Origin of the sequence: Leptospira venezuelensis, assembly GCF_002150035.1 — a bacterium.
Classification (GTDB): domain Bacteria; phylum Spirochaetota; class Leptospiria; order Leptospirales; family Leptospiraceae; genus Leptospira_B; species Leptospira_B venezuelensis.
The window spans coordinates 118,179-144,324 of sequence record NZ_NETS01000011.1; the positions used below are offsets into that span (position 1 = coordinate 118,179).

The 26,146-nt window shown below is 40.2% G+C and carries 20 protein-coding genes and 1 tRNA gene; 7 read left to right on the forward strand and 14 right to left on the reverse strand.

The genetic code is table 11. The annotated features are described in order from the left end of the window. Positions 1-18: 18 nt before the first annotated feature. The 5 genes from B1C82_RS16770 to B1C82_RS16790 form a co-directional block, all read right to left on the reverse strand. The gene (locus B1C82_RS16770; RefSeq protein ID WP_086448748.1) at positions 19-2,760 is read right to left on the reverse strand and encodes an ATP-binding protein; all 2,742 of its coding nucleotides are present in this window, start codon (positions 2,758-2,760) and stop codon (positions 19-21) included. A 6-nt stretch (positions 2,761-2,766) separates the two neighbouring features. Beyond that, complete coding sequence (locus B1C82_RS16775; protein ID WP_086448749.1) at positions 2,767-4,419, reverse strand: acyl-CoA carboxylase subunit beta; 1,653 nt, start codon at positions 4,417-4,419, stop codon at positions 2,767-2,769. A 129-nt stretch (positions 4,420-4,548) separates the two neighbouring features. Next, positions 4,549-4,878 carry an STAS domain-containing protein gene (locus tag B1C82_RS16780; RefSeq protein ID WP_086448750.1) on the reverse strand — a complete coding sequence of 110 codons (330 nt, stop codon included), beginning with the start codon at positions 4,876-4,878 and terminating at the stop codon, positions 4,549-4,551. A 13-nt stretch (positions 4,879-4,891) separates the two neighbouring features. Then, the gene (locus B1C82_RS16785) at positions 4,892-7,573 is read right to left on the reverse strand and encodes a SpoIIE family protein phosphatase (protein ID WP_411550335.1); all 2,682 of its coding nucleotides are present in this window, start codon (positions 7,571-7,573) and stop codon (positions 4,892-4,894) included. 96 nt (positions 7,574-7,669) lie between these two features. Next, entirely contained in the window at positions 7,670-7,975 is a 306-nt protein-coding gene (locus tag B1C82_RS16790) for a hypothetical protein (protein ID WP_086448752.1), read from the reverse strand. Between the two features lie 62 nt (positions 7,976-8,037). Between B1C82_RS16790 and B1C82_RS16795 the strand changes: the two genes are divergently transcribed. The 4 genes from B1C82_RS16795 (at position 8,038) to B1C82_RS16810 (ending at position 12,805) form a co-directional block, all read left to right on the forward strand. Further along, positions 8,038-8,113, forward strand: a tRNA-Ala gene (locus B1C82_RS16795). Between the two features lie 53 nt (positions 8,114-8,166). Then, positions 8,167-8,853 (forward strand): hypothetical protein, encoded by a 687-nt coding sequence (locus tag B1C82_RS16800; RefSeq protein WP_086448753.1) that lies wholly within the window; start codon positions 8,167-8,169, stop codon positions 8,851-8,853. A gap of 3 nt (positions 8,854-8,856) precedes the next feature. Next, the gene (gene def / locus B1C82_RS16805; protein WP_086448754.1) at positions 8,857-9,387 is read left to right on the forward strand and encodes a peptide deformylase; all 531 of its coding nucleotides are present in this window, start codon (positions 8,857-8,859) and stop codon (positions 9,385-9,387) included. A gap of 40 nt (positions 9,388-9,427) precedes the next feature. Further along, positions 9,428-12,805, forward strand: coding sequence for an efflux RND transporter permease subunit (locus tag B1C82_RS16810; protein ID WP_086448755.1), 3,378 nt, complete (start codon positions 9,428-9,430; stop codon positions 12,803-12,805). Positions 12,806-12,827: 22 nt separating this feature from the next. Here the strand turns inward: B1C82_RS16810 and B1C82_RS16815 are convergent, their stop codons facing one another. Together B1C82_RS16815 and tyrS are read right to left on the reverse strand one after the other, a co-directional pair. Beyond that, positions 12,828-14,027 carry a polysaccharide deacetylase family protein gene (locus tag B1C82_RS16815; RefSeq protein WP_086448756.1) on the reverse strand — a complete coding sequence of 400 codons (1,200 nt, stop codon included), beginning with the start codon at positions 14,025-14,027 and terminating at the stop codon, positions 12,828-12,830. Between the two features lie 13 nt (positions 14,028-14,040). Then, the gene (tyrS, locus tag B1C82_RS16820; protein WP_086448757.1) at positions 14,041-15,258 is read right to left on the reverse strand and encodes a tyrosine--tRNA ligase; all 1,218 of its coding nucleotides are present in this window, start codon (positions 15,256-15,258) and stop codon (positions 14,041-14,043) included. 62 nt (positions 15,259-15,320) lie between these two features. On the opposite strand from tyrS, the gene B1C82_RS16825 reads away from it, so the two are divergent. After that, positions 15,321-16,928 carry a glycerol-3-phosphate dehydrogenase/oxidase gene (locus B1C82_RS16825; protein WP_086448758.1) on the forward strand — a complete coding sequence of 536 codons (1,608 nt, stop codon included), beginning with the start codon at positions 15,321-15,323 and terminating at the stop codon, positions 16,926-16,928. Between the two features lie 136 nt (positions 16,929-17,064). Here B1C82_RS16825 and rpoD read toward each other — a convergent pair whose 3' ends face one another. The 7 genes from rpoD to B1C82_RS16860 all read right to left on the reverse strand — a co-directional run bounded on the left by rpoD (position 17,065) and on the right by B1C82_RS16860 (position 22,982). After that, positions 17,065-18,831: an RNA polymerase sigma factor RpoD gene (gene rpoD / locus B1C82_RS16830; RefSeq protein ID WP_086448759.1), complete on the reverse strand. Its 1,767-nt coding sequence runs from the start codon at positions 18,829-18,831 to the stop codon at positions 17,065-17,067. A gap of 15 nt (positions 18,832-18,846) precedes the next feature. Then, positions 18,847-20,637 carry a DNA primase gene (gene dnaG / locus B1C82_RS16835; RefSeq protein ID WP_086448760.1) on the reverse strand — a complete coding sequence of 597 codons (1,791 nt, stop codon included), beginning with the start codon at positions 20,635-20,637 and terminating at the stop codon, positions 18,847-18,849. An 11-nt stretch (positions 20,638-20,648) separates the two neighbouring features. Continuing rightward, a complete protein-coding gene (locus B1C82_RS16840; RefSeq protein WP_086448761.1) occupies positions 20,649-21,098 on the reverse strand; it encodes a GatB/YqeY domain-containing protein in 450 nt (149 codons plus the stop codon). Positions 21,099-21,137: 39 nt separating this feature from the next. Beyond that, entirely contained in the window at positions 21,138-21,347 is a 210-nt protein-coding gene (rpsU, locus tag B1C82_RS16845) for a 30S ribosomal protein S21 (RefSeq protein WP_008591132.1), read from the reverse strand. A 201-nt stretch (positions 21,348-21,548) separates the two neighbouring features. Then, complete coding sequence (locus tag B1C82_RS16850; protein WP_086448762.1) at positions 21,549-22,013, reverse strand: DUF6789 family protein; 465 nt, start codon at positions 22,011-22,013, stop codon at positions 21,549-21,551. Positions 22,014-22,080: 67 nt separating this feature from the next. Continuing rightward, positions 22,081-22,296: a hypothetical protein gene (locus tag B1C82_RS16855; protein ID WP_086449339.1), complete on the reverse strand. Its 216-nt coding sequence runs from the start codon at positions 22,294-22,296 to the stop codon at positions 22,081-22,083. A 263-nt stretch (positions 22,297-22,559) separates the two neighbouring features. Next, positions 22,560-22,982, reverse strand: a complete 423-nt coding sequence (locus tag B1C82_RS16860) for a hypothetical protein (protein ID WP_086448763.1) — start codon at positions 22,980-22,982, stop codon at positions 22,560-22,562. 117 nt (positions 22,983-23,099) lie between these two features. Between B1C82_RS16860 and fbp the strand changes: the two genes are divergently transcribed. Both fbp and B1C82_RS16870 read left to right on the forward strand, forming a co-directional pair. Next, on the forward strand, positions 23,100-24,122 hold the full coding sequence (gene fbp, locus B1C82_RS16865) for a class 1 fructose-bisphosphatase (RefSeq protein WP_086448764.1): 1,023 nt from the start codon (positions 23,100-23,102) through the stop codon (positions 24,120-24,122). Between the two features lie 318 nt (positions 24,123-24,440). Then, positions 24,441-26,093, forward strand: a complete 1,653-nt coding sequence (locus tag B1C82_RS16870) for a thiol-activated cytolysin family protein (protein WP_086449340.1) — start codon at positions 24,441-24,443, stop codon at positions 26,091-26,093. The last annotated feature ends 53 nt before the right edge of the window (positions 26,094-26,146 follow it).

The window sequence follows — 26,146 nt, forward strand, 5'->3', positions numbered from 1 at the left end:
ATCTTAGAAGTTTTGAATTTATAGAAGTGAAAAAGTTACCTTATTCTTTCTATCCTGGATCTCTTCCGGTGTTTCGATCTTAACGACCTCATCCGGAACGATCTTAAAGATTGTCTGACCTTTTTGGATGATCTTTCCATCACTGTCTTGCAAAACTACATTCTTGATAGTTCCAGAGAATGGAGCAGTGATCTTATTGAACATCTTCATTACTTCTACAATGAATAAAGGTTGGCCTGCTTTAAAATGTTCGCCTTCTTGTACCATTGGAGGAAGATCAGGAGCTTCCTTAGAGTAGAACATTCCGCCCATTGGAGAAACAATCTCGTCTGAACTTGCCTTAGGAGCAGGTGCCAAAAATTTAATGAACGCATCTCTTGTTTCTGCTTTCTTAAATTCCTCAGGAATCACTGGCTCTAAGTTCTCGTCTACTCCCAGTTTATAGAAACCGGATTTATTTCCAAGATTCGGAATAATTTTAAGTAATTCTAATCCGATCTGGAATCCTTTATGAGAAGAGATCGCATTTGCCCAAACACCCGCATCTACACCTGCAGGAGCTTTACCTGCAAATACAGAATCCCAGTCAGCAGAATCCGCTTTTTTACCGGTCAGCTTCTCAAGTTCTTTATAAAATGCTAATGCAGATTGTAAAACTTGCTGGTCATGATCCCAAATCTGTTCAGAAGGAGATTGGTGTAATTCACCTTCCATATGCAGATAATAATAAAGATCATAAAGAATATGAATTGGATTTCGTACCCAAACCACCTGGTCTTTTTCGATCTTCCAGGAAACATTCTCGTGATAACCTAAGAATCCTGCCAAAACGTGAGCATCAGCAAGTAGTTCACCAAGAGGTCTTGTAATTAAGGTAAGTTTGCGAGAAAGAACTTTTTTTCCTTCTGCAGGAGCATTAGATAGGACCTTTGTCCAAGCAACTTCAAGATCAATATCCTTGCCTAGACTTTCTAATGCGCCTACTGCAGCAAGATAAGAGATCATAAATGCTGTAGAAGGTTTGAATAATGGATCTTTTCCTAGGATCCAATGGATCAAACCATAATGAACAAGCAAATTAGTCTGTAGATCTTGACCTCTAAGCTCTGTCTTTCTTAAGATATTACCTAATTTACGAAGGTTATCTTCTCTACTGGTTCCGTAAGTGATTAAAAGTGCGATGTTGGAATCATAAGCACCAGCTACTTTATAATGTACGAACAGACCAGTATCCGGATTCGTAACAGAAATCCCTTGGTCGTCTCTGATCTCTTCCGGTAAAGGTTTCGACCAACTTAAAATTACACCACCAGCGTGAGGTTGGATTGCTTTATTGGTAGCATTGATCCGGACTTCTGCTCCAGAAATATTTCTAACAACACGTTCCGGTTTAGGTAATCTTTTCCCGTGAAGAGCAATAAGTGCCATCGCTTCGATCAGGCTGTCTACGATAAAGAATTCTGATTTGTTCTCAGGATTGGTAAACTTCAAAGAGTAAACCATCTCAGTAACTCTATGTTCTACCTGGATCCTGGTGTTCATCTCCATAAAGAAGTGATTGGTCCCTTCTACAATCAACTCGAAGGTAGAAACACTATTTAATGCAACAGCTTGACCAAATCTTTCGGACTGTTCTTCCATTTCTTTCAGAACTTGAAGGTCTGCCTTCATGATCTCGGCTTTTTTAGGAGAAGTTTTTTCTAAAATCGCGATCTCATTTTGTAAAAGTTCCTGAGTAAGAGAGATCTCCAAAAGTTTCTGTTCGTGCATCTGAACGGAACAGTCCCTTCCACCTAAAGCCAAACACCATTCTCCGTTGCCGATCAACTGGATCTCGTTATGTCTGGTCTTTTCGATATTTAATTCTATCAAAAAGTTTCTGTTAGAACCTGGAGCTGTTACTTTAGATTCTGATAATATTTCTTGTACTGCAGTCTTTACCTCATCCGGTTTGGAAACTACCCTCTGGCCTTTTCCACCGCCACCGCCCACGTATTTGAAACGAATACGATTGCTTGGGTATTTTTTCCAGATCTCTGCAGTTTCAATTTCAGCTTGAGCCTGTAATTCAGGAATAGTAACTAACTCTACAATTTTCTCGTAACCAGCATATAATAATGCTTCCGCGTTTTCTTCTATAGATATGGAAGAATCGTAAGTGTAGTTTAATCCTTTTTCTTTCGCAAGAGCAACTAATGCTTTTTCGTCTTTTGCTTTTTTAAGAAGACAAGTTGCGGAGATCGTATCCACACCTGGGGTTACGGAAACATTCAATTTACGAGCAAGTTTTTTTGCCTCGTCTTTAGAACCTGCTTGGTGAGCTACATGAGAAGAAGGTCCCATGAAAGTAATTCCGCTCTCTTCGATTGCCTCGATAAACTCGGCATCTTCCGCCATAAATCCGTAACCTGCAAAGATATGAGTGTACCCGTTATCTTTTGCGATTTGGATGATCTGTTTGATCCTTGCAGCCTTTTCTTCTGCGCCAGCTCCCATATAATCTGGAACGCGGTGGATATTAGATGGGAATCTGAAATCTCTAAGTTCCGGAGCGAGTGCCATCGGATAAACAACTGAATCTTTTTCTGAAAGTAAGATACCGTATTCTCTGATCCCAATCTGGTCGAAAATTTCCATTGCCTCTTTTCGAACTGGTCCTCTACAAACGATCAAACATTTGATCGTTTCTAAGGAGAAAGAATGGATCCAAGGAGATGTAGATTCGCGAAATGTAATGCGCCGATTTTGGTAGTCGATCATCTGTGTTTACTCGAATTCCCTTTGAGGTCCGGACATTGGTCCAGGTTTGTAGTGTCGGATTAAATAATCTAGATTTTTGAAGAGTATGTTTCTGGTTGTTCCAGGGAGAACGATCCTTGAAACGGAACCTAAAGACAATGCTTCCTTAGGGTTCATGAGTTCCTTCTCATATTTCTGAGAGAGAAGCTGTAGTTTTTTGTCCCTGGTCGCAGCTGCATCCTTTTCAGATGCACCATTCTTCAGATTTTCCTTATATTCTTTTTGGATAGCGTTGATTTCGTCTTTGTAAACGTAATCCTTACCAGCAGGTCCCATTACCGCAATCCTTGCAGTCGGAAGTGCAAAAACCATATCCGCACCAGTATGGTAAGAGTTAAAACTTGCGTAAGCTCCACCGAATGCGTTTCTGATAATTAGAGTTAATCTTGGAGTGCGAATATCGATGATCGCATCCAGAAGTTTTCTTCCTTCGAGTACGATACCGTGTTGTTCCTGTTCTTTTCCTGGTAAAAAACCAGTGGTATCTTCTAAGAAAATTAAAGGAATATTATATACGTTACAGAAACGGATAAATCTGGTCCCTTTTCTTGCTGCGCCTATATCGATCTGACCGGAAGAAACCGCAGAGTTATTCGCAACAAATCCTACCACATGTCCTCCCAATCTACCGAATGCGGTGACTAGGTTTCTGGATCTTTGAGGTTGGATCTCGAAGTATTGTCCATGATCACAAATATTCTGGATATATAATGTGATATCGAATGGAGTATTCATCCCCGTAGGAGAATTGAAAGTCTTTTTGAATAAGATCTCTTCTTCGTAGATGAATCTATCTGTAGGATCGGAAGTTGGATGGAAAGGTGCAGCACTTGCATTATTATCAGGAATATAAGATAAAAGTCTGAGTGCTGTTCTTAAAGCTCCTAACTCATCGTTAGTTACTAAGTCAACTACCCCGCTTTGTCCGTGAACCTTTGGTCCGCCCAGATCGTCCGCGCTGATGTCCTCGCCCAAAACTGATTTAACAACTCCTGGTCCTGTCAATCCGAAGAATGTATTCTCCGGTTGGATCATGAAGGAACCTTGTCTTGGAAGATAAGCTCCACCACCTGCGTTAAATCCGAACATGAGCATTAAGCTTGGAACCACACCACTGATCTTTCTGAGTGCGGTGAATGCTTCGGAATATCCGTCCAGTCCACCTACTCCTGCAGGAACATATGCACCTGCTGAGTCATTCATTCCGATCAGAGGGATACCATGTTCCCCTGCCATATAGATAAGTCTTGCGAGTTTGTTTCCGTTAGTAGCATCCATGGACCCCGCTCTGAGAGTGAAGTCATGTCCGTAGATTGCTACGTCCCTTCCGTTGATGTTTAAAATACCTGTGATTAAGGAAGCCCCATCTAAGTTTTTTCCCCAGTTTTGGTAGAGAATATTGGGCTCTGAATTGGTAAGGACTTTGATCCTTTCCCAAACAGTCATTCTTCCTTTAGAATGTTGTACTAGGATCCTATCCGTTCCACCTCCTTGCAGAGGTTTTTCCAATAACTCTTTGCCCATTGCATTGGCATCGTCGTAAATACTGGAAACGGGTTGGGATTCCGATGGATCAGAAGATTGAAACGGATTATTTATAGAGTACGCTTGTTCCGACATACGGTACACAGTTTTTAGAGAAAGGCCAGGGAGGAAAGCTTAAAAATATTGAAAGAAGAAGGAAAGGAAATCGAAAACGAGGACCCCGCCGAGTTAATAGATTAAAAAACGGCGGTTAGGTAAACGGGCTTATTGGAGGCTAGAATCTACAGTATCATAGATCTTAAAAAGTGAATCCATATCTATAATCTCGAAAACCTTACGAACGGCCGGGCGTAAAGCAGCAAGTTTGAGTTGGATCTCTCTTTCTTTACAGACTCTTAAGGAACCAACAATGACTCTTAAACCTGCGGAAGAAACGAATTCCACGTTGGACATATCTAAGACGATATTGGGCTCTGTAGCTTTGCGGATATGATCCATGAACGCCTGTTCTATCCGATGAGTGTTATGAACATCCATATTACCTATAAGATGGATCACTCTAGAGTTCCCTTTTATTTCTACCGTCAGTTCCATTTTGCCCCCATCGTCAGCGGAAAAATTTTTGGAGAGTGAGTATGTTTCTTCCCTCTTCCATTTTGTAATCCACCACGTCCATCAATGTCTCTATCAGATACACACCGAATCCGCCTTTTCTTTTTCCGGAGAGATTTTCCTCTATGGACGGGTCTTTCACATTCGTTCTGTCGAATCCTTTTCCGGAATCAGTCAGCACGATCGTGATAGAATCTTCAGTGAACCGAATTTTACAATCGAATTTCGGATTTCTGAGCAGAGTATCTTTGTAACCGTGCATTACGATATTCGTAGCCGCCTCATCCCCCGCTAAAAGAATATCATCTCTTAAAAAATCTGGCAGATTTCTGACTTTGATCGCATCATATATAAATTCTCGGAAGATAGGAATTTGACCTGTATTCGCATCAAAAGTCCTGAAAAATTGAAAATCGTTATTGTACTTCAATAGAAGTACAGTGAAATCGTCAAAAGGTTCCTTTCCTAAAGAGAAGGAACGAATAGTCGCATACAATTCTTCCACTATTTTTTGTGCAGGAAGATGCCTTCTGGATTTGATCTCTTCTATCATTCTTTCCAGACCGAATTCATTTCCTTGAGCGTCTTTTTCTTCTACAGCTCCGTCGGTATAGAGAACAAAAATATCTCCCGGTTTGACTGTGAAATTTCCACCCTTGTATTTTGCAGTCGGGATTACACCAAGTGGTGGTCCTTGCCCTTTTAATAATTCGTATGAGCCATCTTCTTTGATCCATACCTGGTCATTATGACCAGCGGATGCATATTCAATCGTAAACAAGGAAGGATTATAATGAATAAAGAATGCGGTGACGAACATTCCAAAATGAGAATCTTCGAAAATTAACTCGTTTCCTTGTCTTAAAATTTCTTCCGGACTTAGATCATGGTTTCTAGCAAGGGTTCGGATGATAGAAGAGCTCATAGCCATAAATAGAGCAGCAGGCAGACTTTTTCCGGAAACATCTGCGATCAAAAATGAATATTGGCCATCGCTGTATTGGTAATAATCGTAAAAATCCCCAGATACATCTTTAGCTGGAACAGAAAGAATCCCCAGATCAAAATTGGAATGAAATACTTTTTCTGAAGGAAGAATATTCTGTTGGATCTTCCGAGTAATTTCCATCTCCTGTTGGATCGCTTTTTTCTCCAACATCTCGTTTCTCAAACGGAAAGCTTCGAATCCCTTTGTAAATTGGGAAGCCATTGTCTGCAATAATCGGAAATCTGAATCCTGATACGAAAGTTTATCCTTTCTATCAGCAACAGTCAAGGCCCCGTATGGTTCTCCGCTGGATAAGAATAATGGAACAATAATATATGAACCTTTTAAATATCTCCTATCCAATTCATGAGGGAATGGTTGATCCAAAATATCCCTCTTTAGAACAGGAAGACCTTCTTTGATACTAGAAAGGACTTGGGTTCCTAAAATTTCTTCTTCTAATACCCTATCGATCTTTTCCGCTTTTCCATCATAATAAGCACAGTTGATGAAATTTTCTTTGGTAAGGCTATATAAGAAGATCCCTGCCACACTAGCATCCAGTTCTCTGATGATGAGTCGGATGGATTTTCGAACTAGACCTAATCTGTTTGTAGAGAGACTAACTGCTTGGGATAGATCAAATAAAGACTCTAATTCGGATACTTTTTTGCGAAGATCCTTGTTTGCATTCTCTAGGTTTTGAAGAAGTCCAGTCTTTTGGATCGCTAACGCAGAAGTTCCTGAAAAACTTAAAAAAAGTTCCAGATCTTCTCCGGTAAACTTCTCTCTGTCAACTGTATTAATCGCTTCAATTACACCTATGACTTCGTCGTTTGCAACTAAGGGAGCCGCCATAATATTTCGAGTTGTGAATTGAGAAGCCTTATCCACTTCTTTATAAACTCGATCATCATTTTGAGCGTCATTGATGATCATCGGTTTACGTTCTCGAACTACTAGACCTGCCACTCCCTTTCCAACAGGAACTTGCATCTTAGTGACAGCTTCGCTTTTTTCTCCCAGCACTGTGTGGAAGTAGAGATATTCCTTTGATTCATCCAATAGAAGAACACTACATGCTTCCGTTCTAAATACAGTCTTAGACGAAAGCATGATCGCTTCTAATAATTGAGAAAGATCTAACGAAGAATTGATTAATCCAGAAACACGAATCACTTCAGTAAGTAGGAAGTCGAAACGTTCCGATTGTCTTTTTGCTTGTGCAGCTTCTAATACTAACTGGGTTGTTGCGAGTAAGGAAAGAGTGACTAAGGAAGCGTCACCGGAGACATGAGATTCTTTTAATAATCTCCCCACTGTTTTGCATGTTGTACGAAGAAGTTCAAAATCAGTTTTAGAAAAACGATCTGCAGTTGTCTTTCCCTGCAATACTAATACTGCATAACTTGCTCGTTTAGCTTGGACACTCGAATCCAGATCATCTACCTTTAATCGAACAACTAAAAGCGGATAATTGCTGGGAGATTTTGCCCAAGGAGGTGTCTTACCCCTTTCTAAAAGTAGATCTTTTCCGGATTGTGAAAAAGCCCAATGAGCAGCTTCGATCAATTCTTTTTCGTTACGACCTGAGATTTGCCGAATATTCGCAGACTCTGTTGTGGAAAATATACCTCCCAGATCAGCATGAGTGAGTGCAATCGCCTCTCTCAAAAAACTATCAAAGATAGAGGAGACCCCTAAACCTTCTTCTAAAAAGAAGGAACCGTCACTTCGACTTCTGAGTAGGGTCTCCTGTTTTTTTATCTGGGTCAAGGTCGGAAATTAGGATTGGAATTTAAGGGATTCTTCCCTTAATCTTTTATTCGCGTGTTCAAGTTCTTTGATACGGTTCATTGCAGAAATTAATTCATCTCTGGATAAGTTAGTCACGATTGAAGTAGCATCGAAAGCTTCTTTAACATCTTTTAATTCTTGTCCTGAGTATTGAATGATTGTTTCGTACATACGAATGATCTCATCCGCATTTTCTAATTCTTGCTCGTTCAATCTCAAAACTTTTTCATAACCTTTGATGATATCGTTTTGGATTTTTATTTTTTTCTGTAGCTCCTCGACGGAATCGCTCATCCGATTGCTCCTAAAATAATATATATTGACAGCATGCCCAAAGACCCCAACTTGGAATCAGAGGGGATGTAGCTCAGTTGGGAGAGCATTTGAATGGCATTCAAAAGGTCGGGGGTTCGATTCCCCTCGTCTCCACCACACCATCGCCGAACCTAATAGATAGTTTCTTTTCCTAATCACTGTCAAGACTAATGCGAGAGAATCATTGGACTTTTACCAGCCGGGGAAATCCCAAAAAAGACGAGGTGCTTTGGCTCCGGGACCCCTTACATTCTTTTGATAGGTCCTTTACCCCGGAACTTTCTTCCGATTATTATCTAACTGTGGCAGAAGGTCCTGAAAAGTTCTCAGGATTTTCGAACGAAGATATTCTGGAATTTCTTAGAAGAAGAAAGAAGAAACAAATTCTAATTGCGGAAGGATTTTCCGCGAGATTGATCTGGCCTCTTCTAACCCAACCTAATGAGAAAATAGTTTCTGCATTTCTGATTTTTCCAAATCCGTTGCCTGTGTCTGGATTTTCAGCTTCTATCTTAGAAAAAACGGATTGGTTTTTAAGGAATTTGACCCAGATCCCAAAATTCTTTTTCGATCCATTCGGTTTCGAAAAGCTTTGGAATGGACTAGAAAAAGAGGATCTCTATTCTCAAAAGGCAAAATGTCCTCTTGGAATCCTTCTTCCTAGAACTGTAGGCCCCTTAGAAACCCAGGCGGAAGTATTACAAAACATTTCCGTTGGAACTTCGGTGTTTAGATGGGAAGCTCAAAATCCAAGATTTTCAGAACCGACCACTGGAATGCTGTCTAAAATCCTAGAACCATTCTTAAAATCTGGTGGGCAAAAACCGGTGAAGGATAGCTCTAGGACAAGGTTCTGAAAAATGTCAGTACGTAAAATTCTCAAAATCGGCGATCCACTACTAAGAAAAACCAGTGATGATGTTCATCCTGACGAGCTGGGAACCAAAGAGTTCAAAAAACTGATCAGGGATATGTTTGATACAATGCGACATGCAGACGGCGTGGGCCTTGCTGCACCTCAGATCGGTATCATGAAGAAGATTGTGGTAGTCGGTTCCGACCCCGAAGATGACAGCCCATCTAGAGTTCCTGAAAGGATACTTATCAATCCTGAGATCAAACCAATCACTGACTCAGTCGACGGTAACTGGGAAGGTTGTCTTTCTGTTCCGGGTATGAGGGGTTATGTAGAAAGACCCAATAAGATCCAACTGAAATGGATGGATGAAAAAGGAAATACCCACGATGAAACAATCGAGGGATATTCCGCAATCGTATACCAACATGAATGCGATCACCTGCACGGAGTTTTGTACGTTGATAGATTAAAAAGTACAAAAATGTTCGGGTTCAACGACTCCATGGAACTAAGCGGTCCTATTCTGGACTAAGTAAAACTTCTCCCCTAAACCTTTTAAGCAGAATATCCTTATGAAAAGTATCATCGAATATTTCCTCTCGAAAAGTATCTTCGTAAACCTACTCACAGCAATTATCATTTTATGGGGAGGCTGTAAAGCGATTGAAATGAATCGCGAAGCTTTTCCAAACATTAATTTTGATATTGTATCTGTTTCCACTATATACTTAGGCGCTTCTCCTCAAGAGGTAGAAAAGTTAGTCACGAATCCTTTAGAAAAAGCGATTAAAGAAGTGGATGGAATCAAAGAATATAGATCCGCATCTATCGAGGGTAGATCAGGGATTGTAATTACTTTGGATCCCGACACAAAGGATACCCAAAAAGTGGTGGATGATATCAAATCCGCCATAGACCGAGTGGAAGATCTTCCGGAAGAAGCAGAGGATCCTGTAGTAACGGAGATCACGACTGCGAGGACTCCAGTGATTGAAGTTTCTATCACACTGAAAGATGATGATGGATCAGTCGAGGCGGAGAAGAAGTTACGCGCTCAGGCGAAAATAGTAGAACAAGCCCTTTTAGATATTTCAGGAGTAGCAAAGGTTTCTCGTAGAGGTTGGAGAGAAACCGAAATGCAAGTAGATATTCTTCCGGATAAACTATTTGGATTCTATCTCACAGGCCAGGATGTAATTGGCGCATTAAGAAATCGTAACGTAAATGTTCCAGGCGGTAATGTTACAGGTTTAGATAAAGAGATTATTCTTAGAACGATTGGCGAATTTGACAGCCCTGAAGAGATTTCCAAGGTTCATGTTAGAGGAAATGAGATAGGGAACGCGATTCGTGTCCAAGATATTGCCAGAGTATCTGAAGGTTTAAGAGAAGCGGATTATATTGAGAATGTAAACGGCACTAAAACTGTAGCGCTTACCGTTTTAAAGCGCCAAAGTGCAGATGCGATTAAGATAGTAGACAATGTAAAATCTACCGTCGAAAAATTCCGTAAAGGGTCTCCTGAATTCCAATACGCATTCGTAAATGATCTTTCTAAGTATATTCGACGTAGATTAAACGTTTTAATTTCTAACGCTGCATTCGGGATGATTTTAGTTACAGGATCTCTCTTCTTCTTTTTAGGATGGAGAGTCGCACTCATGACTGCTCTTGGGATTCCTGTTTCTTTCGGTGCTACATTCATTCTCATGAACCAATTTGGGATGACCTTAAATCTGATCTCTATGTTCGGATTGGTTTTGGTTGTGGGTATCCTTGTAGATGATGCGATCATTATCTGTGAAAACGTATATAGATATATTGAAGAAGGACTTCCTCCTTACGAAGCGACATTAAAGGGGACCTTGGAAGTGGTTTCTCCAGTGACTGCAACTGTTACTACAACGATTGCAGCGTTTGCCCCTCTTCTGTTTATGCCTGGAATTTTTGGTAAGTTCGTATTTAGCATTCCACTCGTAGTGATTATCGCGCTTTGCGCCTCTCTCGCAGAAGCATTCTTTATTCTTCCAAACCATTTATATGATATCAATAAAGGTGGAGTAAAATCTGGAGAAATTAAAGAAGAATCAGGATGGTTTGCTAAATTTAGGAACACCAAGTATGTTCCTGCACTTCGATTCGCTTTAAACAATCCTTGGAAGATGACCGTAGGTATCGTTTTTTTACTGATCGCAAGCTTTATTATCCAATTTTTATTCTCTAAGTTTAAGTTATTTCCAGGTTCAGTAGACCAATTCTACGTAAAGGTAACAGCTAAAACAGGAGCAAGTTTAAATGAAACATATCGTTATCTCGAGGTAATAGAAAGAGAGCTCGCGAAAGTACCTCCGGAAGATATAGAAAATTATGCAACTCGTGTAGGCATTATCCAAGCAAATCCAAATGATCCTTTTACTAAAAGGGGAAAACATTACGGAATGGCGATGGCTTATTTAACAGCGGAAGAGAACCGGAAAAAATGCCATAAAACAGACGATATCATCCAGAAACTCAGGAGAAAAACTCTTTGGTTACTCAATGAAACTTCTCGCAAAATAGAAGAAGAAAAGATCCAAAAAGAAGCGGATGAAGCCAAAAATCCATGTGATATTCCTGAGCCGGTGGTCATCCCCGAAGAATTTGAATCTCTTAGAGGGAAGCTTGTTTCATTAGAATATGAAAAGGTTTCTGGAGGGCCTCCTGTAGGAAAACCTGTTGCGATTGAGATCAGAGGTGATAGTTATGAAACTCTCCTCAAAATTGCATCTGAATACAAATCAGTACTTGGAAAAGTAAAAGGAGTCACTGATATTGCTGACGACTTCAATGAAGGTAAAGACGAAGTTCGAATTCGAGTCAGCGAATCATTAGCTTCGACTGCTGGAGTTTCCGTATTTAGAGTTGCACAGGCAATCAATACCGCATTCCAAGGAACAGTTTCGACAAAAATTAAAAGAACGGACGAAGAAGTAGAAGTAAAGGTTCGCTTTCCTGAATCTTACAGAAAATCAGTAGATAGTTTAAACCATGTCTATGTTTCAAATTCAATTGGTAAAATGATCCCTGTATCTCGCTTGGTAACCATGCAAAAACTTCCAGGCGTTTCTAATATCAATCATTTGGATGGAAAACGTTTAGTGACTGTTACCGCAAACTTAGCGGGAGGAAAACAAGCAAACTCCAGAGAAGCAAATTCTTCAGCCAAAACATTAGCAGAACAAGAAAAGATCATAGATAAGTATCCAGGTTATATGGTCCGTTTCGGCGGTGAAAATAAGGACACGGAAGAATCAATGGGTTCCCTTGGCGGGAAATTCGGATTGGCTTTGCTTATCATGTATGTCATCATTGCTTCTCAATTTGGATCGATCCTTCAACCATTTGTGATAGGAAGTGCCATCCCCTTTTCCTTTATAGGAGTGATCTTGGCATTTGTGACTCACGGTGAATCTTTCGGATTTTTAGCAATGCTTGGAATTGTTGGCCTTGCGGGAGTAGTAGTAAATGACTCAATTGTACTTGTGGATTTCGCAAACACTTTACGCAAAGAAAATCCAAATAAAGACATTAAAGAAATCTTAATTGATACAGGAAACTTAAGACTAAGAGCAGTAACCTTAACGACTGTAACCACGGTACTAGGACTTTTACCGACTGCTTATGGTATTGGTGGTTACGATCCTTTCTTAGTTCCTATGGCATTGGCTTTCGGTTGGGGACTAGCTTTTGCAAGTATAATCACCCTGATCATGGTACCGGTCTTCTATTTGCATATGTATCATTTCCAAAACTGGCTTTCAGTTAAATGGAAAAACTTTAAAGCTTGGATAGGCCGAACCTTTGCTCGTAAAAAAAGTCTTCAGGCAGGAACAGTATATTTCCCAAGCTCTGAATATTTAAGTGAGCCTGGACCAGCTCCAACAAATAATAAAGGTAAAAATAAGAAGTAAGATCAAAACGAAAGGCGGGAAATTAATCCTGCTTTTCGTTCAATACTTCCGGAACGGTTACGAATTTATAACCTTTGTTTAACATTGCCTGTATAAAATCAGGAAGAATATAAATCAATTTTTCAGATTGTCTAGGCGAACCTAAGTGCATCAAAATAATTGCACCATTCATTCCATTTTTGTCTGCAGCTTCCCAGCGATATAAAAAATCCAACATCTCTTCTTTGGTTTTATAATGTGGGTTCTGTACTAGTTTAGTTTTTCCAGTCGCGGTATCTTTTTTGGTGATGTACTTCTTATAGACAAAGTCAGGAACATCTAAAGAACCTACGGTATTATTACTCCAGAAAATATGATTCTCATAACCTTGGGTTGCATACACATCCAAGATGATCGGATCCACTGCTCCATACGGTAATCTATAATATTTAGTAAGATTAAGTCCTGTAATAGTTTTAAATTTATCCTCAACAGAGGTTAATTCTTCCAAAAGGAGATTGAAATCCGGGATCTCGTCAGCCACATAGCTCAAGAGCGCTCTTTTTCTAAGAGAGGATTCCTTTAAGCTTCTAGGTAAATTAAAATGACTCCAGGTGTGATTTCCGAAAACTACCCTTCCATCCAATGCGGCCAATTTTTTAAGATAAACCAAATTAGTTTTCGAGAATAAAGATCCGCCTTTTTTAGCTGGATTCTCATTCGAAACGAATAAGGTTACCTTGATCGGGAATCGCATCATAAATTCATAAAGTATTTGTAGATCTTCCCCAGTTCCTAAATCGAAGGTAAGAGAGATTTCCTTAAAATTCGGATTTCCTCTACTGATATTCTTACCGGTTCCCGGATTAGGAATGATAGCTTGGAGAGAACTTAGATTTTTATTTACTTCTTCACTTAAATCACCGTCCGGAACGTCATCCAAGATTGACGACTTGAAACGAAGAACTTCTTCTTCTCTTTGTTGTTCTTCTAATCTTAAACTTGTAATGTCTTCCGAAAGTACAGAGATGACCTCATTCTGTTTTTGGACGGTATTCTGAAGAGAATCTAATCTTCTTGCTAAAGCAAAAACAGTGGTGATGCTTAAGATAAGAAAGAAGAATACAGAAGAACCGATGCGGATCTGACGAAATTTTTTTTCCAGGACTTCGGATTCTACTTCGTTGTCCTGGATCTCTTTGATCGTCTTGGATAATACTGTCGATTCTTCTTCGCTGAGCATGTTCTGATTTCGGTCAACTGACCAGACGGATGAATTTTCCTTTTTTGCCTTGGCGAATCAAGTATTCTGCGTTTTTACTTACAGTAAATTTTTCATCCGAAAGTTTCTCCTCGTTGACATAAATCCCCCCGGACTTGATTAACCTTCTCGCTTCCGAGGTAGAAGGAACAAATCCCAGTTTGGCGAGGACCCAGATGAGCTGAGGAGTTTCGGATTCTTGGAAAAACTCGGGACCTAATTTTGTCTCCGGAATATTCTCCGGGATAGCTCTGGCCTTAGGATTATGGACCTTGTTCCATTCTTCAATCGCTTCCGAATTTGCATCCGAAGATGAAAATTGATCCATAATCAATTTTGCAAGTTCTGTTTTAACTTCTTTAGGATGAAGTCCTCCTGACTCGATTCCCTTTTTACGCTCAGAAACTGATTCCATAGGGAGATCGGTAAGTAATTCAAAATAATTCCACATCAGTTCGTCTGAGATCGACATTAGTTTGCCGAACATGTCGATTGGCTCTTCTGTAATACCTACGTAATTTCCAAGCGACTTGGACATTTTTTTGACCCCGTCCAGACCAACAAGAAGTGGCAGAGTGATCACACATTGGGCCTCTTTTCCGTATTCTCGCTGTAATTCTCTACCTACTAATAGGTTGAATTTTTGGTCTGTTCCACCAAGTTCAACGTCTGCTTCCATTTCTACGGAATCGTAACCTTGGACAAGTGGGTAAAGGAACTCAATCAGGGAGATTGGCTGCCCTCCCTTATATCTTTTGCTGAAATCATCTCTTTCTAAAATTTGGGCTACGCTATATTTAGAAGTAAGGACAAGAACGTCTTCGAAATTCATCCCCGAACACCAGCGGGAATTATATACAATCTTGGTCTTCTCTTTATCCAAAACCTTAAAAACTTGGCTTTGGTAGGTTTCTGAGTTTTTGAGAACTTCTTCTTTGGAGAGTCTTTTTCTGGTTTCTGATTTTCCTGTAGGATCTCCGATCATAGCTGTAAAATCCCCTAGAAGGAAATTCACCTCGTGTCCTAGGTCCTGGAAATGCCTCAATTTTCTAAGTAAAACGAAATGCCCCAGATGAAGGTCTGGAGCTGTTGGGTCGAAACCGGCTTTGATTTTTAAGGACTTTTTTTTAGTAAGTTTGGAGGTAAGTTCCGCTTCGCTGATCAGATCGACTGTCCCGCGTCGTATCAATTCGATTTGTTTTTTAGGTTCCATTTGGCTCTTTTATTGCAATTTCACCCGGCGAAATCAGCCTGTAAAGCAGGAAGACCTTGTACATGCAAAAACACGATCGTAAAAGCCGGTTTGAAAAATTAAAAGAAGAGCAATTCGACCTTCTGATTTTGGGGGGTGGAGCCACTGGAGCCGGAGCCGCCCTGGATGCTAGCCTTAGAGGACTCAAAGTTGCACTTTTAGAAAAATCTGATTTTTCTTCTGGAACTTCTTCTCGTTCCACGAAACTAATTCACGGCGGGGTGCGTTACCTCGCCCAATTCCATTTCAAATTGATCCACGAGGCTTTGACTGAAAGACAAAGGCTTCTGGAAAACGCGCCTCACCTGGTCAAACCTCTTCCGTTCATACTTCCTACATACAAACTTTACGAAAAACCGTATTATAGTATTGGAATGACAATGTACGATATCCTAGCTTGGAAAGGAAATCTGCCTTCTCACAAAAGAGTTTCCAAAGAAGAAGTAGAAAAAGATTTTCCAGCTCTCCAAACCAAAGGACTAACCGGTGGGATCTTGTATTATGATTCTCAATTCAATGATGCAAGACTGAACGTAAATCTGGCACGCGCCGCATCCAAAGAAGGGGCACTCGTCCTAAATCAAACTGAACTACTATCTTTCCAGAAGAAGGACGGAAAAATTACAGGCGGGAAAGTAAAAGATCTACTTAGCGGAGAAATTTATAACGTAAAGGCAAAAGTTGTAGTGAACGCAACGGGACCTTGGGTGGATGATGTCCGTTTAAAAGACGATCCAAGAACATACCGCGTACTTTCTCCAAGCCAAGGTATCCATTTGGTTTTTAAAAAGGAAACCATTCCATGTAATACTGCACTCATCATTCCTAAAACAAAAGACGGACGAGTCGTATTCATCATTCCTTGGGAAGAACATGTTATCTTAGGAACTACAGATACTCCTATTCACGAAGTAAGCCAAGATCCACTTCCATTGGAATCTGAAGTTGAGTTCCTTCTACAAACAGGTTCAGACTATTTAACCTCGCCACTACAAAGAAAAGATATTATTTCAGTATTCTCCGGGATCAGACCTCTTATTTCTCCGGAAGGAAACCAAGATACAAAAAGTATCTCCAGAGAAGAAGTAATCTTAGTTTCTTCTTCAGGACTTATAACCATGGGTGGGGGGAAATGGTCCACTTATAGAAAGATGGCGGAAGATCTGATCGATAGAGTCTTGAAAGAAGGCGGATTAGAAGAATTCGGCACAAGCAGAACTGCAAAATACGCTTTCCCAGGAAAAGTAGGATACTCTGAAGACTTGTACAAAGAGATCCAAAAAATGTATAAGGTAAGTGAAGTTTCCGCAAAACGACTCCAAAACTTTTATGGGGGAGAAGTTTTTATCATCCTTGGGAAAAAGCCAACTCTTCTCATAAAAGGTCTCGAGTATTTCCAAGAAGAAGTAGAATGGTTTGCAAAAGAAGAATTTGCACTAACGGTTACGGACGTTCTTGCGAGAAGATTCAGAATTCAATTTTTGGATTTGAAATTAGCTGCAAAACTAGCTACACCGGTTTCTCAAATCTTAGCTAAACAGCTTGGCTGGAAAGAAGCGGTAAGGAAAGAAAAAGAAGCAGAGGCTTTGGGGTTAATAGAATCTCTAAGAGCTACTTACAACGGTAAATAAGAGACGCGAAGATAAAAGAGGCGCAGCGCTTTTTATCCACGCAGAGGCACGGAGGCGCAGAGTTTATTTATTTTGCTAAATTCTCTCTGCGGCTCTGCGTGCAAAAACCTTTGCGTCTCTCTAAACTCTGCGGCTCTTAATCGATGTAATCTCTTAACTTCTTAGAACGAGATGGGTGTCTTAGCCTTCGAAGTGCTTTTGCTTCGATCTGGCGAATCCTTTCCCTGGTTACCTTAAACTGATAACCAACCTCTTCTAAGGTTTGAGGATAACCATCATCCAAACCAAATCGCATACGAATTACTTTCTGTTCCCTTGCAGGAAGAGTATGTAAAACCTGACGGATCTGTTCTGCTAAGATACTGGAAGCTGCGGAATTCACAGGAGATTCCACATCTTTGTCCTCGATGAAGTCACCGAGTTCAGAATCTTCTTCGGAACCAACTGGGATTTCTAGAGAGATTGGCTCTCTTGCGACGTTTTTAACTGCTTTTACTTTTTGAACAGGCCAGCCTAAACGTTCTGCAATTTCTTCATTGGAAGGATCGCGACCAAATTCTTGTACGAATAAACGAGTCTCACGGATTACCTTATTCACTTGTTCAATCATGTGAACAGGAACACGGATCGTTCTTGCTTGGTCGGAAATTGCACGAGTGATCGCCTGACGGATCCACCAAGTAGCATAAGTGGAGAATTTATATCCTTTCTTATACTCGAATTTATCTACTGCTTTTATAAGACCGATATTTCCTTCTTGGATTAAATCGAAGAAATGCATTCCTCGGTTTGCATAACGTTTAGCAATGGAAACCACAAGTCTTAGGTTTGCTTTTACAAGTTCCTTTTTGGCTTGAGCGATCTCTCTCTCACCTTTAATGATCTTTTCGCCCCAGTCCTTAATCTCTTGGACAGAAGAACCTGCTTCCTGTTCCATACGACGAAGTTTACGCTCGTTATTACGAATATCTTTGATAACTTCTCGAACCTCGTCTATAGAGACCCCCATCATCTTTTCGATATCTTCTAACTTTTCATTCTTCTCGATAAAACGGTTGAACGCTTTAATATCTTTTACGTCGTAACCGTATTGAGCTTTGATTTTTAAGAAATGACGATCGATCTCCTTGATCCGGAAGACCATAGACTTGATCTTTTGAGAGATTTTCTGGATCTCTTTTTGAGAAACACCAAGTTCACGAACTGCTGTATCAATGATACCTTTGGAGATATCAATTTTCTCTTTGAACTCTTTGAACTTTTTAGAGTTCTCTGAGTATTTGCGGATCCTAGATTGAGCTTCTTGTAAAACTTTTTCTTGTTCTTGGATAACGGAGATGTTTTTGAAGAAAAGTTCTTCTAACTTCTTCGCTTCTTCCGCGTTCATCGCGTACATCTTGTCTACTCGAACAAGATCATACACCTTAGTCTTTTTACTGCGGATCTTAGGAAGAAGTTTGATGAAGTTCGCTCTAAGGATAGAAGAGCCTAAGATAGTTTCTTCTATGATCTTCTCGCCTTTCTCTATCTTTTTCGCGAGGAATACTTCCGTTTCTCCGGAGATCAAATTTACTTTTCCGATCTCTTTTAAGTAAAGACGGATTGGGTCTTCGGAACCACCTGCTGAAGATGCTGTTTCTTTCTTTTTACGAGCAGGTTTTACCGGAAGAGCCGGATCATCTTTAGGCAGGATAGAAGTAGCCGGCTCCAAAGATTTTCTAGTATATTCTTCTACGATCTCTATTCCCATCTCATGAAGAAGAGTGAATACATCGTCAATCTTCTCTGAGTTTAAGATCTTATCCGGAAGTATCTCATTGATCTCATCGTAGGAAATTTCGCTATTAGCTTTTCCTATCGCGATGATCTTCTGCACTTCCGGCATGCTTTGTAGATTTTCCATTCTGCGGTCCCCTATCTATCTTACGCCCGAGTTTTCATTACGGATAAATTCCAATAATTTTGATTTCTCGGTCTTATAATATGCCAGTTTAGTAAAATGTTCGGGATCATCCAAAGGTGAACCCGAATCCAACTCTTCCATTCTCTTATCGATCACGAAAAGTTTCTGTTGATTTAATAATCCTTTAAACACCTTTACGGAATCTTCAGGACTCATATCCGCTTCTGAGATCAGAAAAGGAGCTATGGATTCTTTAAATTCGTTTGGGATCTCTGAAGAAATAACGGAAGCGGGAGAAACTTCTTCTTCGCTTGCGTATCTCGTATATATAAAGTCCCATAAAAACGCACTTTTAGAGTCCAAGAATTCCAACCCGGATAATTCTTCGGAAAAACGGAATAAATGATTAGCCTTCACGAGTAAGGCAATGATCTCTCTTTCACATTTTTCGGCAGGATTTGGGCCTGATACACGTTTAGCGGATTTATCCTTATTATTATCGGACCCTGGAGAGGCAAACTTGGCTCCTCCGCCCTTATAATCTCGCAAAACTGCGTCCATACTGATCCCGAGCCTTCTCGCCCCGAGACCCAAAAAAAACTCCTTGTCGGAGTCCCGATTGAACCCTTTCAAAAATTGGTAAAGATTGTCCAAAGCCCTTCTTTTCTTTTCAGGAAGAGCACGAGAATCCGCCTTATCCAAAAGTTCTTCCACCACAAAGGAAGAAGCAGGGATTTGATTTTCCAAAAGTTTATGCAATTCTTGGCGGTTCAATTCCTTAGAAAGATCGAAAGGATCCTTTCCTTCTGGCAATAATATAACAAAACAATCCAGACCTTCTTTCAGGCAAAGTTCAGCTGCATGAAGCGCTCCCTTTCTACCCGCAGAGTCCCCGTCCAAAACCAGAAGAAATTTGTCAGAGAACTTCTTCATGGTACGGATATGATTTTCAGTCACAGCTGTTCCCATACACGCGACAGTATTTTCGAGACCCTTATCTACGAGACCGATCACATCCAAATATCCCTCCACTAAAATTGAGGTTCTGGATTTTTGGATGGATTCTTTTGCCTGGTGAAGATGATAAAACGTTCTTCCCTTATCAAATATAGAAGAAGCAGGACTATTTACATATTTAGACTCTTTTCCTGGGCCTAAAATTCTTCCTGAAAATGCGATTACTCTGCCAGAAAGGTCAAAAACAGGGAACATGATCCGGTCTCTGAAAAAATCGTAAGGCTCCTTACCTTTCTCTGATTCACGGATGAGGCCTACTTCTAAAGCGGCCTTGATCTCTTCTTTTGTATTAAAAACTTTTCCGGATAAATGGTTAAAGCCGCCTGGAGCATAACCAAGCTGAAATGATTTTTGGATCTCTTCTCCAAGTCCTCTGGAGTTTAAATAATCTCTTGCAGCGAGCCCTTGCGGTCCGCGCAGATTTTCTTGGAAAAAATTAAGAGCCTTCTTATTTACTTTGTATAGAAGTTCAGTTCTTTCTACTTCTTCCTTTGCTTTTTCCTGGATAGGAATGCCTGAATACTCAGAAAGAATTTCTTTTGCTCTTTGGAAATCTACTCTTTCGTAACTCATTACGAATTGGAATAGATCTCCAGATGCTTTACATCCGAAACAATGATAGAATTGTTTATCTATGGAAACATTAAAAGAAGGAGATTTTTCTTGGTGGAATGGACATAGGCCCACCATGTTTCTCCCTCTTTTTTGTAAGGGTACAAATCGACTAATAAAACTTTCGATGGGAACTTCCCTACGAATACGGTCGATAAATTCCCTTTGGAACTGCAAGGTATACCCGCTTAGGAAAGTTTAGATTTTACGATCGCAGAAACCTTTGATCCGTCTATGTTCGCGCCTTTAAACTCCGCCATAACTTTTCCCATAACCTTTCCTATGTCTTTGGGTCCGGAAGCTCCGAGTTCTACGACGAATTTTTCTACAGCGGCAATGATTTGATCTTCAGGCACATCAGGTGGAAGATATGATTTTAAAACTTCAGCTTCACCCTTTTCTTTATCCGCTAGATCATTACGATTCGCTTTTTCGTACATCTGGATTGCATCAGTACGTTTTACATACCCACGTTTGATCAAGACAATGACTTGTTCATCGCTTAATTCTTGGGCTCCGTTTTTCGTAAGCTCGTATTGGATATCAGCCTTGAGTAGGCGTAAGGTGGAGAGAAGAGGCTCCTGTTTTGCTTTCATAGCCTCTTTCAGGTCGGTATTAATTTTTAATTGCAGGGACATGCCCGTTCCCTTATTCTCTTAAGAACCTAAGACCGGGGATTAACCGCGGTCTTTACGGGAGAAGAGACGTTTTTTCTTTTCTAATTTGCGTTTTGCGGATTCTAAAGCCTTTTTCTTTTTGATGCTCGGCTTTTCGTAGAATTCACGTCTTTTGATCTCGCTCATGATTCCGGCATTAGCACAATCTCTCTTAAAACGTTTGAGAGCGGATTCGATGGACTCGCCTTCCTTTACAATGATTCCTACCATTCGGTGGAGTTCTCCTGTTTGGATTGTTTTAGGACCGGATAAACAATATCGCGAAAAAACGATACCGACCACTGAAATAAACAGAGGTCCGGAGTCTGGGGACAAAGTACCCCGTATTTACTAATTTCTGTTGACCGGGTGGGAAGTCAAGGTCATTTGGCCAGTTTTCTGTCTCAAAACCTATAAAACCCTAAAATGACCTTATATGGTCAAAATGGAAGTCCAGTTATACCCATACAAACCAAGTATGACTCCAAGCCCCACTCCGTAAACCAAATGCCCGAATACGTGAGCTGCTGCAACGCTGATCCCTGCTTCTCTAAACTGTTCTAAAGGGTGATTCCTGGCCACTAGTACCACTAAAAGGAAACCTACCAGGTAACCATGGAAGAATCCTACTGCTCCCCCTGTTACAATAGAAGCGATCAGAATATGAGGAGCCAAACTGATCAGAAATGCATAAGGAAATGCAAATATAAGCCCTACGAGAATATGAGTAATTATCCCAGGAACTAATGCCTTACTCATATCTCTAGTAAAAAAACTTCCTACGGCTCGGATCATATCTGCATTTACAGATCCTGCGTAATGAATGGACCACATAGAAAGGGACATACAAATGGTTCCGATAAATCCGGCCACGAAGATCAATCCTATTGCTTCCATAATTCCTCCGCTCGCGGGGAAGAATTGTAATCTAAAAAATTAGGCCGGACAAGAACTAAAGAATGGTTTAAGCAGCAAAAAAATCTGCTTTTTGGATGGAAGAAATTTCGATTTCTGCTTCTATTCCGAAGTCACCGTTTTTAATCACCACATCGCCATTCATTTTTCTATTTTTATCTAACTCGATCACGGTTCCGTCTTTTAAGGTGAGAATGATATCTATTCCGCGGTAATTGATATAACGTTCCAGAGTCGCCTTAAATTGTTTCGCTCTATCTTTCATCTTCTCCCCCATAACGTTTTAATTTACGGTACAACCGTTCATTTTCACGAGAGAGTTTTTTATTCGCACCGAATTAATTTTTCACGCAGAGGACTGGGGTAAAAAAGAAGAAGGTACACAAGCGAGTAGTACTTCCTCTGTGTCTTCGCGACTCTGCGTGCCAATTTTAATATTTTAATATCACGCAGAGCCGCAAAGACGCAGAGAACTTATTTAGCATAACTGGCTTTATACTCCGTGTGAAAAAGCTTTGCGTGGAAGGTTTAGAAATGTGCCTTGAGAAGTCTTTCGTAGACTGGTTGAAAAGAATCTAGAGGTTCTGTGATCTCTAAAAAACGGATCTCATAGTCGATGATCAGATGGTTTACTTGAAAAATGACTTCGTCAAACCTACTCTTTACAATATCCAATCTGCAATCAGGGCAAAAAGTTAAGAAGGATCTCGAATTCAAAACGTACAATTTATCGTATGGACGAAGATGTGCCTGGATGACTGATTTTAATTCTTCTAAAATTTCTCCAGACTTTTGTTCTCCAAGTAGTTTGAAATATTGAGATAAGTCTTGGAAATAAAAATGGGTCAGAACCATTTCTGTGCTAAGTGAATTTTTAACATCACGCAAAAACTGGTTCGTAAATTCTTCGAACACGTCCGGAATAGGCTCTCTTTGGTTCGTTGTTTCCATCTCTTTTAGGAATATCGACCGGATAACCTATGAAAAATCCAATTTTTTCAGGCTTGTCAACCTGCCTAGGAGCGATTTTATATCCGGTATAGCTAAAAAGCATAAGGAGAAACCGCTGTGAGCGCCCACCCTACCCAATTAATGAGTCTTTCCCAATATTTAATCGAGGAACAACTCAAACTTCCCCAAGCAACTGGGGATTTCACTGCACTCATGAGCCATCTCGTATACGCCGCAAAAGTTGTTTCTAGAGAAGTAAGAAAAGCTGGTCTTTTAGAAAATATTTTAGGGGCAACAGAACAAACGAATGTCCAGGGCGAAACAGTCATGAAACTGGACGAATACGCGGATAAAATTTTTACTCATACACTCACCCGTTGTGGACACTTATGTGTAATGGGAAGCGAAGAACAAGAGGATGTAATTACGATCCCAACAGGATATAAGATCGGAAAATATACGATCGCTATAGATCCTTTAGATGGTTCTTCTAATATTGATGCGAATGTTTCTATAGGTACTATTTTTTCAGTTCATTTGAGAACTTCTCCTCAGGGAACTCCTGGAACGAAGGAAGATCTTTTACAAAAAGGATCTAAACAAAGAGCAGCAGGATATATCGTTTACGGATCTTCTACAATGTTAGTACTTTGTGTTGGAAAGGGAGTCTCCGGTTTTACATTAGATCCATCCTGCGGAGAATTTATATTATCTCACCCTGAGATGAAAATGCCTGAATCTGGCGGAATCTACTCCATCAATGAAGGGAACTACGATTATTGGTCGGACGAAGTTAAGAATTATATCCGAAACATCAAATCTATCGAGGGCGGGCGTAAACCTCAGTCACTCCGTTATATTGGTTCTCTTGTGGCTGACTTCCACAGAAACCTTTTAAAAGGTGGAATCTTCTTATACCCGAACGATACTAAATCTTCTAAATATCCAAAAGGCAAACTTAGACTTCTTTATGAAGTTGCTCCTATGGCATTGATCGCAGAACAAGCAGGTGGAATGGCAGTTACTGTTGAAGGTAAAAGAATTCTAGATCTGGAGCCGGAAAAACTTCACGAAAGAACTACATTCGTAGTTGGTTCCAAAAATGAAGTGGAGCATTTCTTAACCTTTATAAAAAAATAATATACCGTCGCGGATCTTCTTATTCTGCTTCGCAGGCAGAAGGTCCGCTAACAGTTCATCTTCTAAGCTTTTAAAACTCTCCTTTTAATCTAATTTTCCCTTAAAGATTGTGCTAAAAATAAGCGCTTAAATCCTACTTATATTTTTAACCATCTCTTACTTTGCACCAAGAAGACTTACATCTCACTTGGAATTCTTCTTATATATTATGTTTTAATAATAAATAAAAATCTCATGATTTTATTTTAGCGCTTGCTACAATAATTTGGGCAGATAAATCTGTGGGCATTGAAATAGAAACAAGGTATTTTGAAAGAAATGAAGATAGTGAAAAATTGGATCAAACCTTCTGTAGCCGTGGTTTTAACTGCAGGATACTTAATGAGTTGTTCCCCAAACAAATCCAACTTAAGCGGACTATTGGGCCTTTTAGGAGGCTCAGGCTCTTCTAAACATGTCGAGGAAACTGGCCCTGGAGCGGTTAAAATCGCAGATGCGGGCTCATTACATACAGAGCAGTCATATGGGCAGGCCCTCTCTTCTTCCAGCAAAGAGGCGATTACTCCTTTTCCTGCGGGTATCCCGGTCCCGGATTCTAAGACTGGGCATTATTCCTGTACCACTACAAAGTGGGGAGCTTCTGAAGTAAGAAGTCTAGTAGATAGAGCAATTTTGAACCAAGGTTCTGAGGTTCTTTATCCTGGTGCCGTATTGCAAGGTAAGTTTTTGGAAGCGGGAGGTTATACTCCAGTTACCATTCCAAGATCAGGTGGTAAAATTTTCCTTACCGGTTTGAAACTTTCTCCTAACGCAATCTATTCTAAAGAATTAGCACAAATCAGCGCATCAAATATCCAACAAGGTATTCAGGACATTCTATCTACAGATGTTGTAGGAACTGCAGCAGATGCTTCTTTCAGCGTTGAGCAAGTTTATAACGAAAATCATCTTCTATTCAATCTTGGATTGGATGCTCGTTTTTCAGATGTTGGCCTAAAAGTTAGCCTTGGAATCGATAATTTGGGTAAAAAGAACTATATTCTGATGAAGTTTACTCAGAAGTTCTACGACGTAAATTTCGAAGATCCTACTCTTTCTACCTCGGTTTTCAGAGATGGTGCTAATTTCCAAGATCCGGAAGGACAGATCGCTGCAAACAACCCTCCATTATATGTTTCTAAAGTTTCTTACGGAAGAGCTGTTTATTTCCTTTTGGAATCTGAATACACTGCTCTCCAAGTTAAAACAGCATTAGAAGTTGCTTGGGATCCGGGAATTCTTTCTGCTGTCTCGCCTGTTCCTCCAATCGGCGGAGAAGTTTCCGTAACTCATGAGCAGGTATTAGACAGGACCAGGATCGCATATTTTGTAAGAGGTGGAAATGCTGGTTTAGCTTTGGCTCCGATCAGCGCCGCTGATTCGGCTACCCCTGGAAGTATGTATCAGGCGATCCGTAATTTCTTAGCAAACCCGGAAGCTGCAAATTACTCTGCGGCTAACCCTGGAGTTCCGATTGCTTATACTTTAAACTATCTTAAGGACAGATCTGTTGCTAAGATGAGTTATACTACTGTGTATGACCAAAGAGATTGTGAAGCTACTTATTCTGAAAATCCTCAGGTGTTCACTGCAAAACTTGGAAAAGTGGACGACAAGGTTCGTTTCCTCATGGACGGACAAGAGTTTTTCTCCACGAATCCAGAAGCTGATGTTTATACAGGACCTGAGATCAATTTGAATAATGCAATGAGTGTTGGTTCAGAGCATGAATTTACTGTGGAACTGATCAACTCAAACTGTTTTGGAACTGCTTTAGATATAGAACTGAAGTTAAATGGAACAGTATTAAGAACCCGTAATCTAAATAGAAGTATAAGCACCTGCGGAAAGCAGTTAACTTATAAATATAAATTGAATAAGATTACTGGAGCTTGGTCCATTATCGAAGAGAACGAAACGGCAGAAATGTAATCACTATTACCGATCTTTCTGGCTTCTTCTCTTTTCGGGGAAGAAGCCTTTTC

What these genes read in the sequence shown, in the direction of transcription:
- B1C82_RS16800 (WP_086448753.1), top strand. Translation starts at nt 8,167, where the DNA reads ATGCGAGAGAATCATTGGACTTTTACCAGCCGGGGAAATCCCAAAAAA.
- B1C82_RS16840 (WP_086448761.1), bottom strand. Translation starts at nt 21,098, where the DNA reads ATGTCCCTGCAATTAAAAATTAATACCGACCTGAAAGAGGCTATGAAA.
- B1C82_RS16855 (WP_086449339.1), bottom strand. Translation starts at nt 22,296, where the DNA reads ATGAAAGATAGAGCGAAACAATTTAAGGCGACTCTGGAACGTTATATC.
- B1C82_RS16870 (WP_086449340.1), top strand. Translation starts at nt 24,441, where the DNA reads ATGAAGATAGTGAAAAATTGGATCAAACCTTCTGTAGCCGTGGTTTTA.
- B1C82_RS16790 (WP_086448752.1), bottom strand. Translation starts at nt 7,975, where the DNA reads ATGAGCGATTCCGTCGAGGAGCTACAGAAAAAAATAAAAATCCAAAAC.
- B1C82_RS16770 (WP_086448748.1), bottom strand. Translation starts at nt 2,760, where the DNA reads ATGATCGACTACCAAAATCGGCGCATTACATTTCGCGAATCTACATCT.
- tyrS (WP_086448757.1), bottom strand. Translation starts at nt 15,258, where the DNA reads ATGGAACCTAAAAAACAAATCGAATTGATACGACGCGGGACAGTCGAT.
- B1C82_RS16810 (WP_086448755.1), top strand. Translation starts at nt 9,428, where the DNA reads ATGAAAAGTATCATCGAATATTTCCTCTCGAAAAGTATCTTCGTAAAC.
- rpsU (WP_008591132.1), bottom strand. Translation starts at nt 21,347, where the DNA reads ATGGTAGGAATCATTGTAAAGGAAGGCGAGTCCATCGAATCCGCTCTC.
- rpoD (WP_086448759.1), bottom strand. Translation starts at nt 18,831, where the DNA reads ATGGAAAATCTACAAAGCATGCCGGAAGTGCAGAAGATCATCGCGATA.
- B1C82_RS16825 (WP_086448758.1), top strand. Translation starts at nt 15,321, where the DNA reads ATGCAAAAACACGATCGTAAAAGCCGGTTTGAAAAATTAAAAGAAGAG.
- B1C82_RS16775 (WP_086448749.1), bottom strand. Translation starts at nt 4,419, where the DNA reads ATGTCGGAACAAGCGTACTCTATAAATAATCCGTTTCAATCTTCTGAT.
- def (WP_086448754.1), top strand. Translation starts at nt 8,857, where the DNA reads ATGTCAGTACGTAAAATTCTCAAAATCGGCGATCCACTACTAAGAAAA.
- B1C82_RS16860 (WP_086448763.1), bottom strand. Translation starts at nt 22,982, where the DNA reads ATGGAAACAACGAACCAAAGAGAGCCTATTCCGGACGTGTTCGAAGAA.
- B1C82_RS16850 (WP_086448762.1), bottom strand. Translation starts at nt 22,013, where the DNA reads ATGGAAGCAATAGGATTGATCTTCGTGGCCGGATTTATCGGAACCATT.
- B1C82_RS16780 (WP_086448750.1), bottom strand. Translation starts at nt 4,878, where the DNA reads ATGGAACTGACGGTAGAAATAAAAGGGAACTCTAGAGTGATCCATCTT.
- B1C82_RS16815 (WP_086448756.1), bottom strand. Translation starts at nt 14,027, where the DNA reads ATGCTCAGCGAAGAAGAATCGACAGTATTATCCAAGACGATCAAAGAG.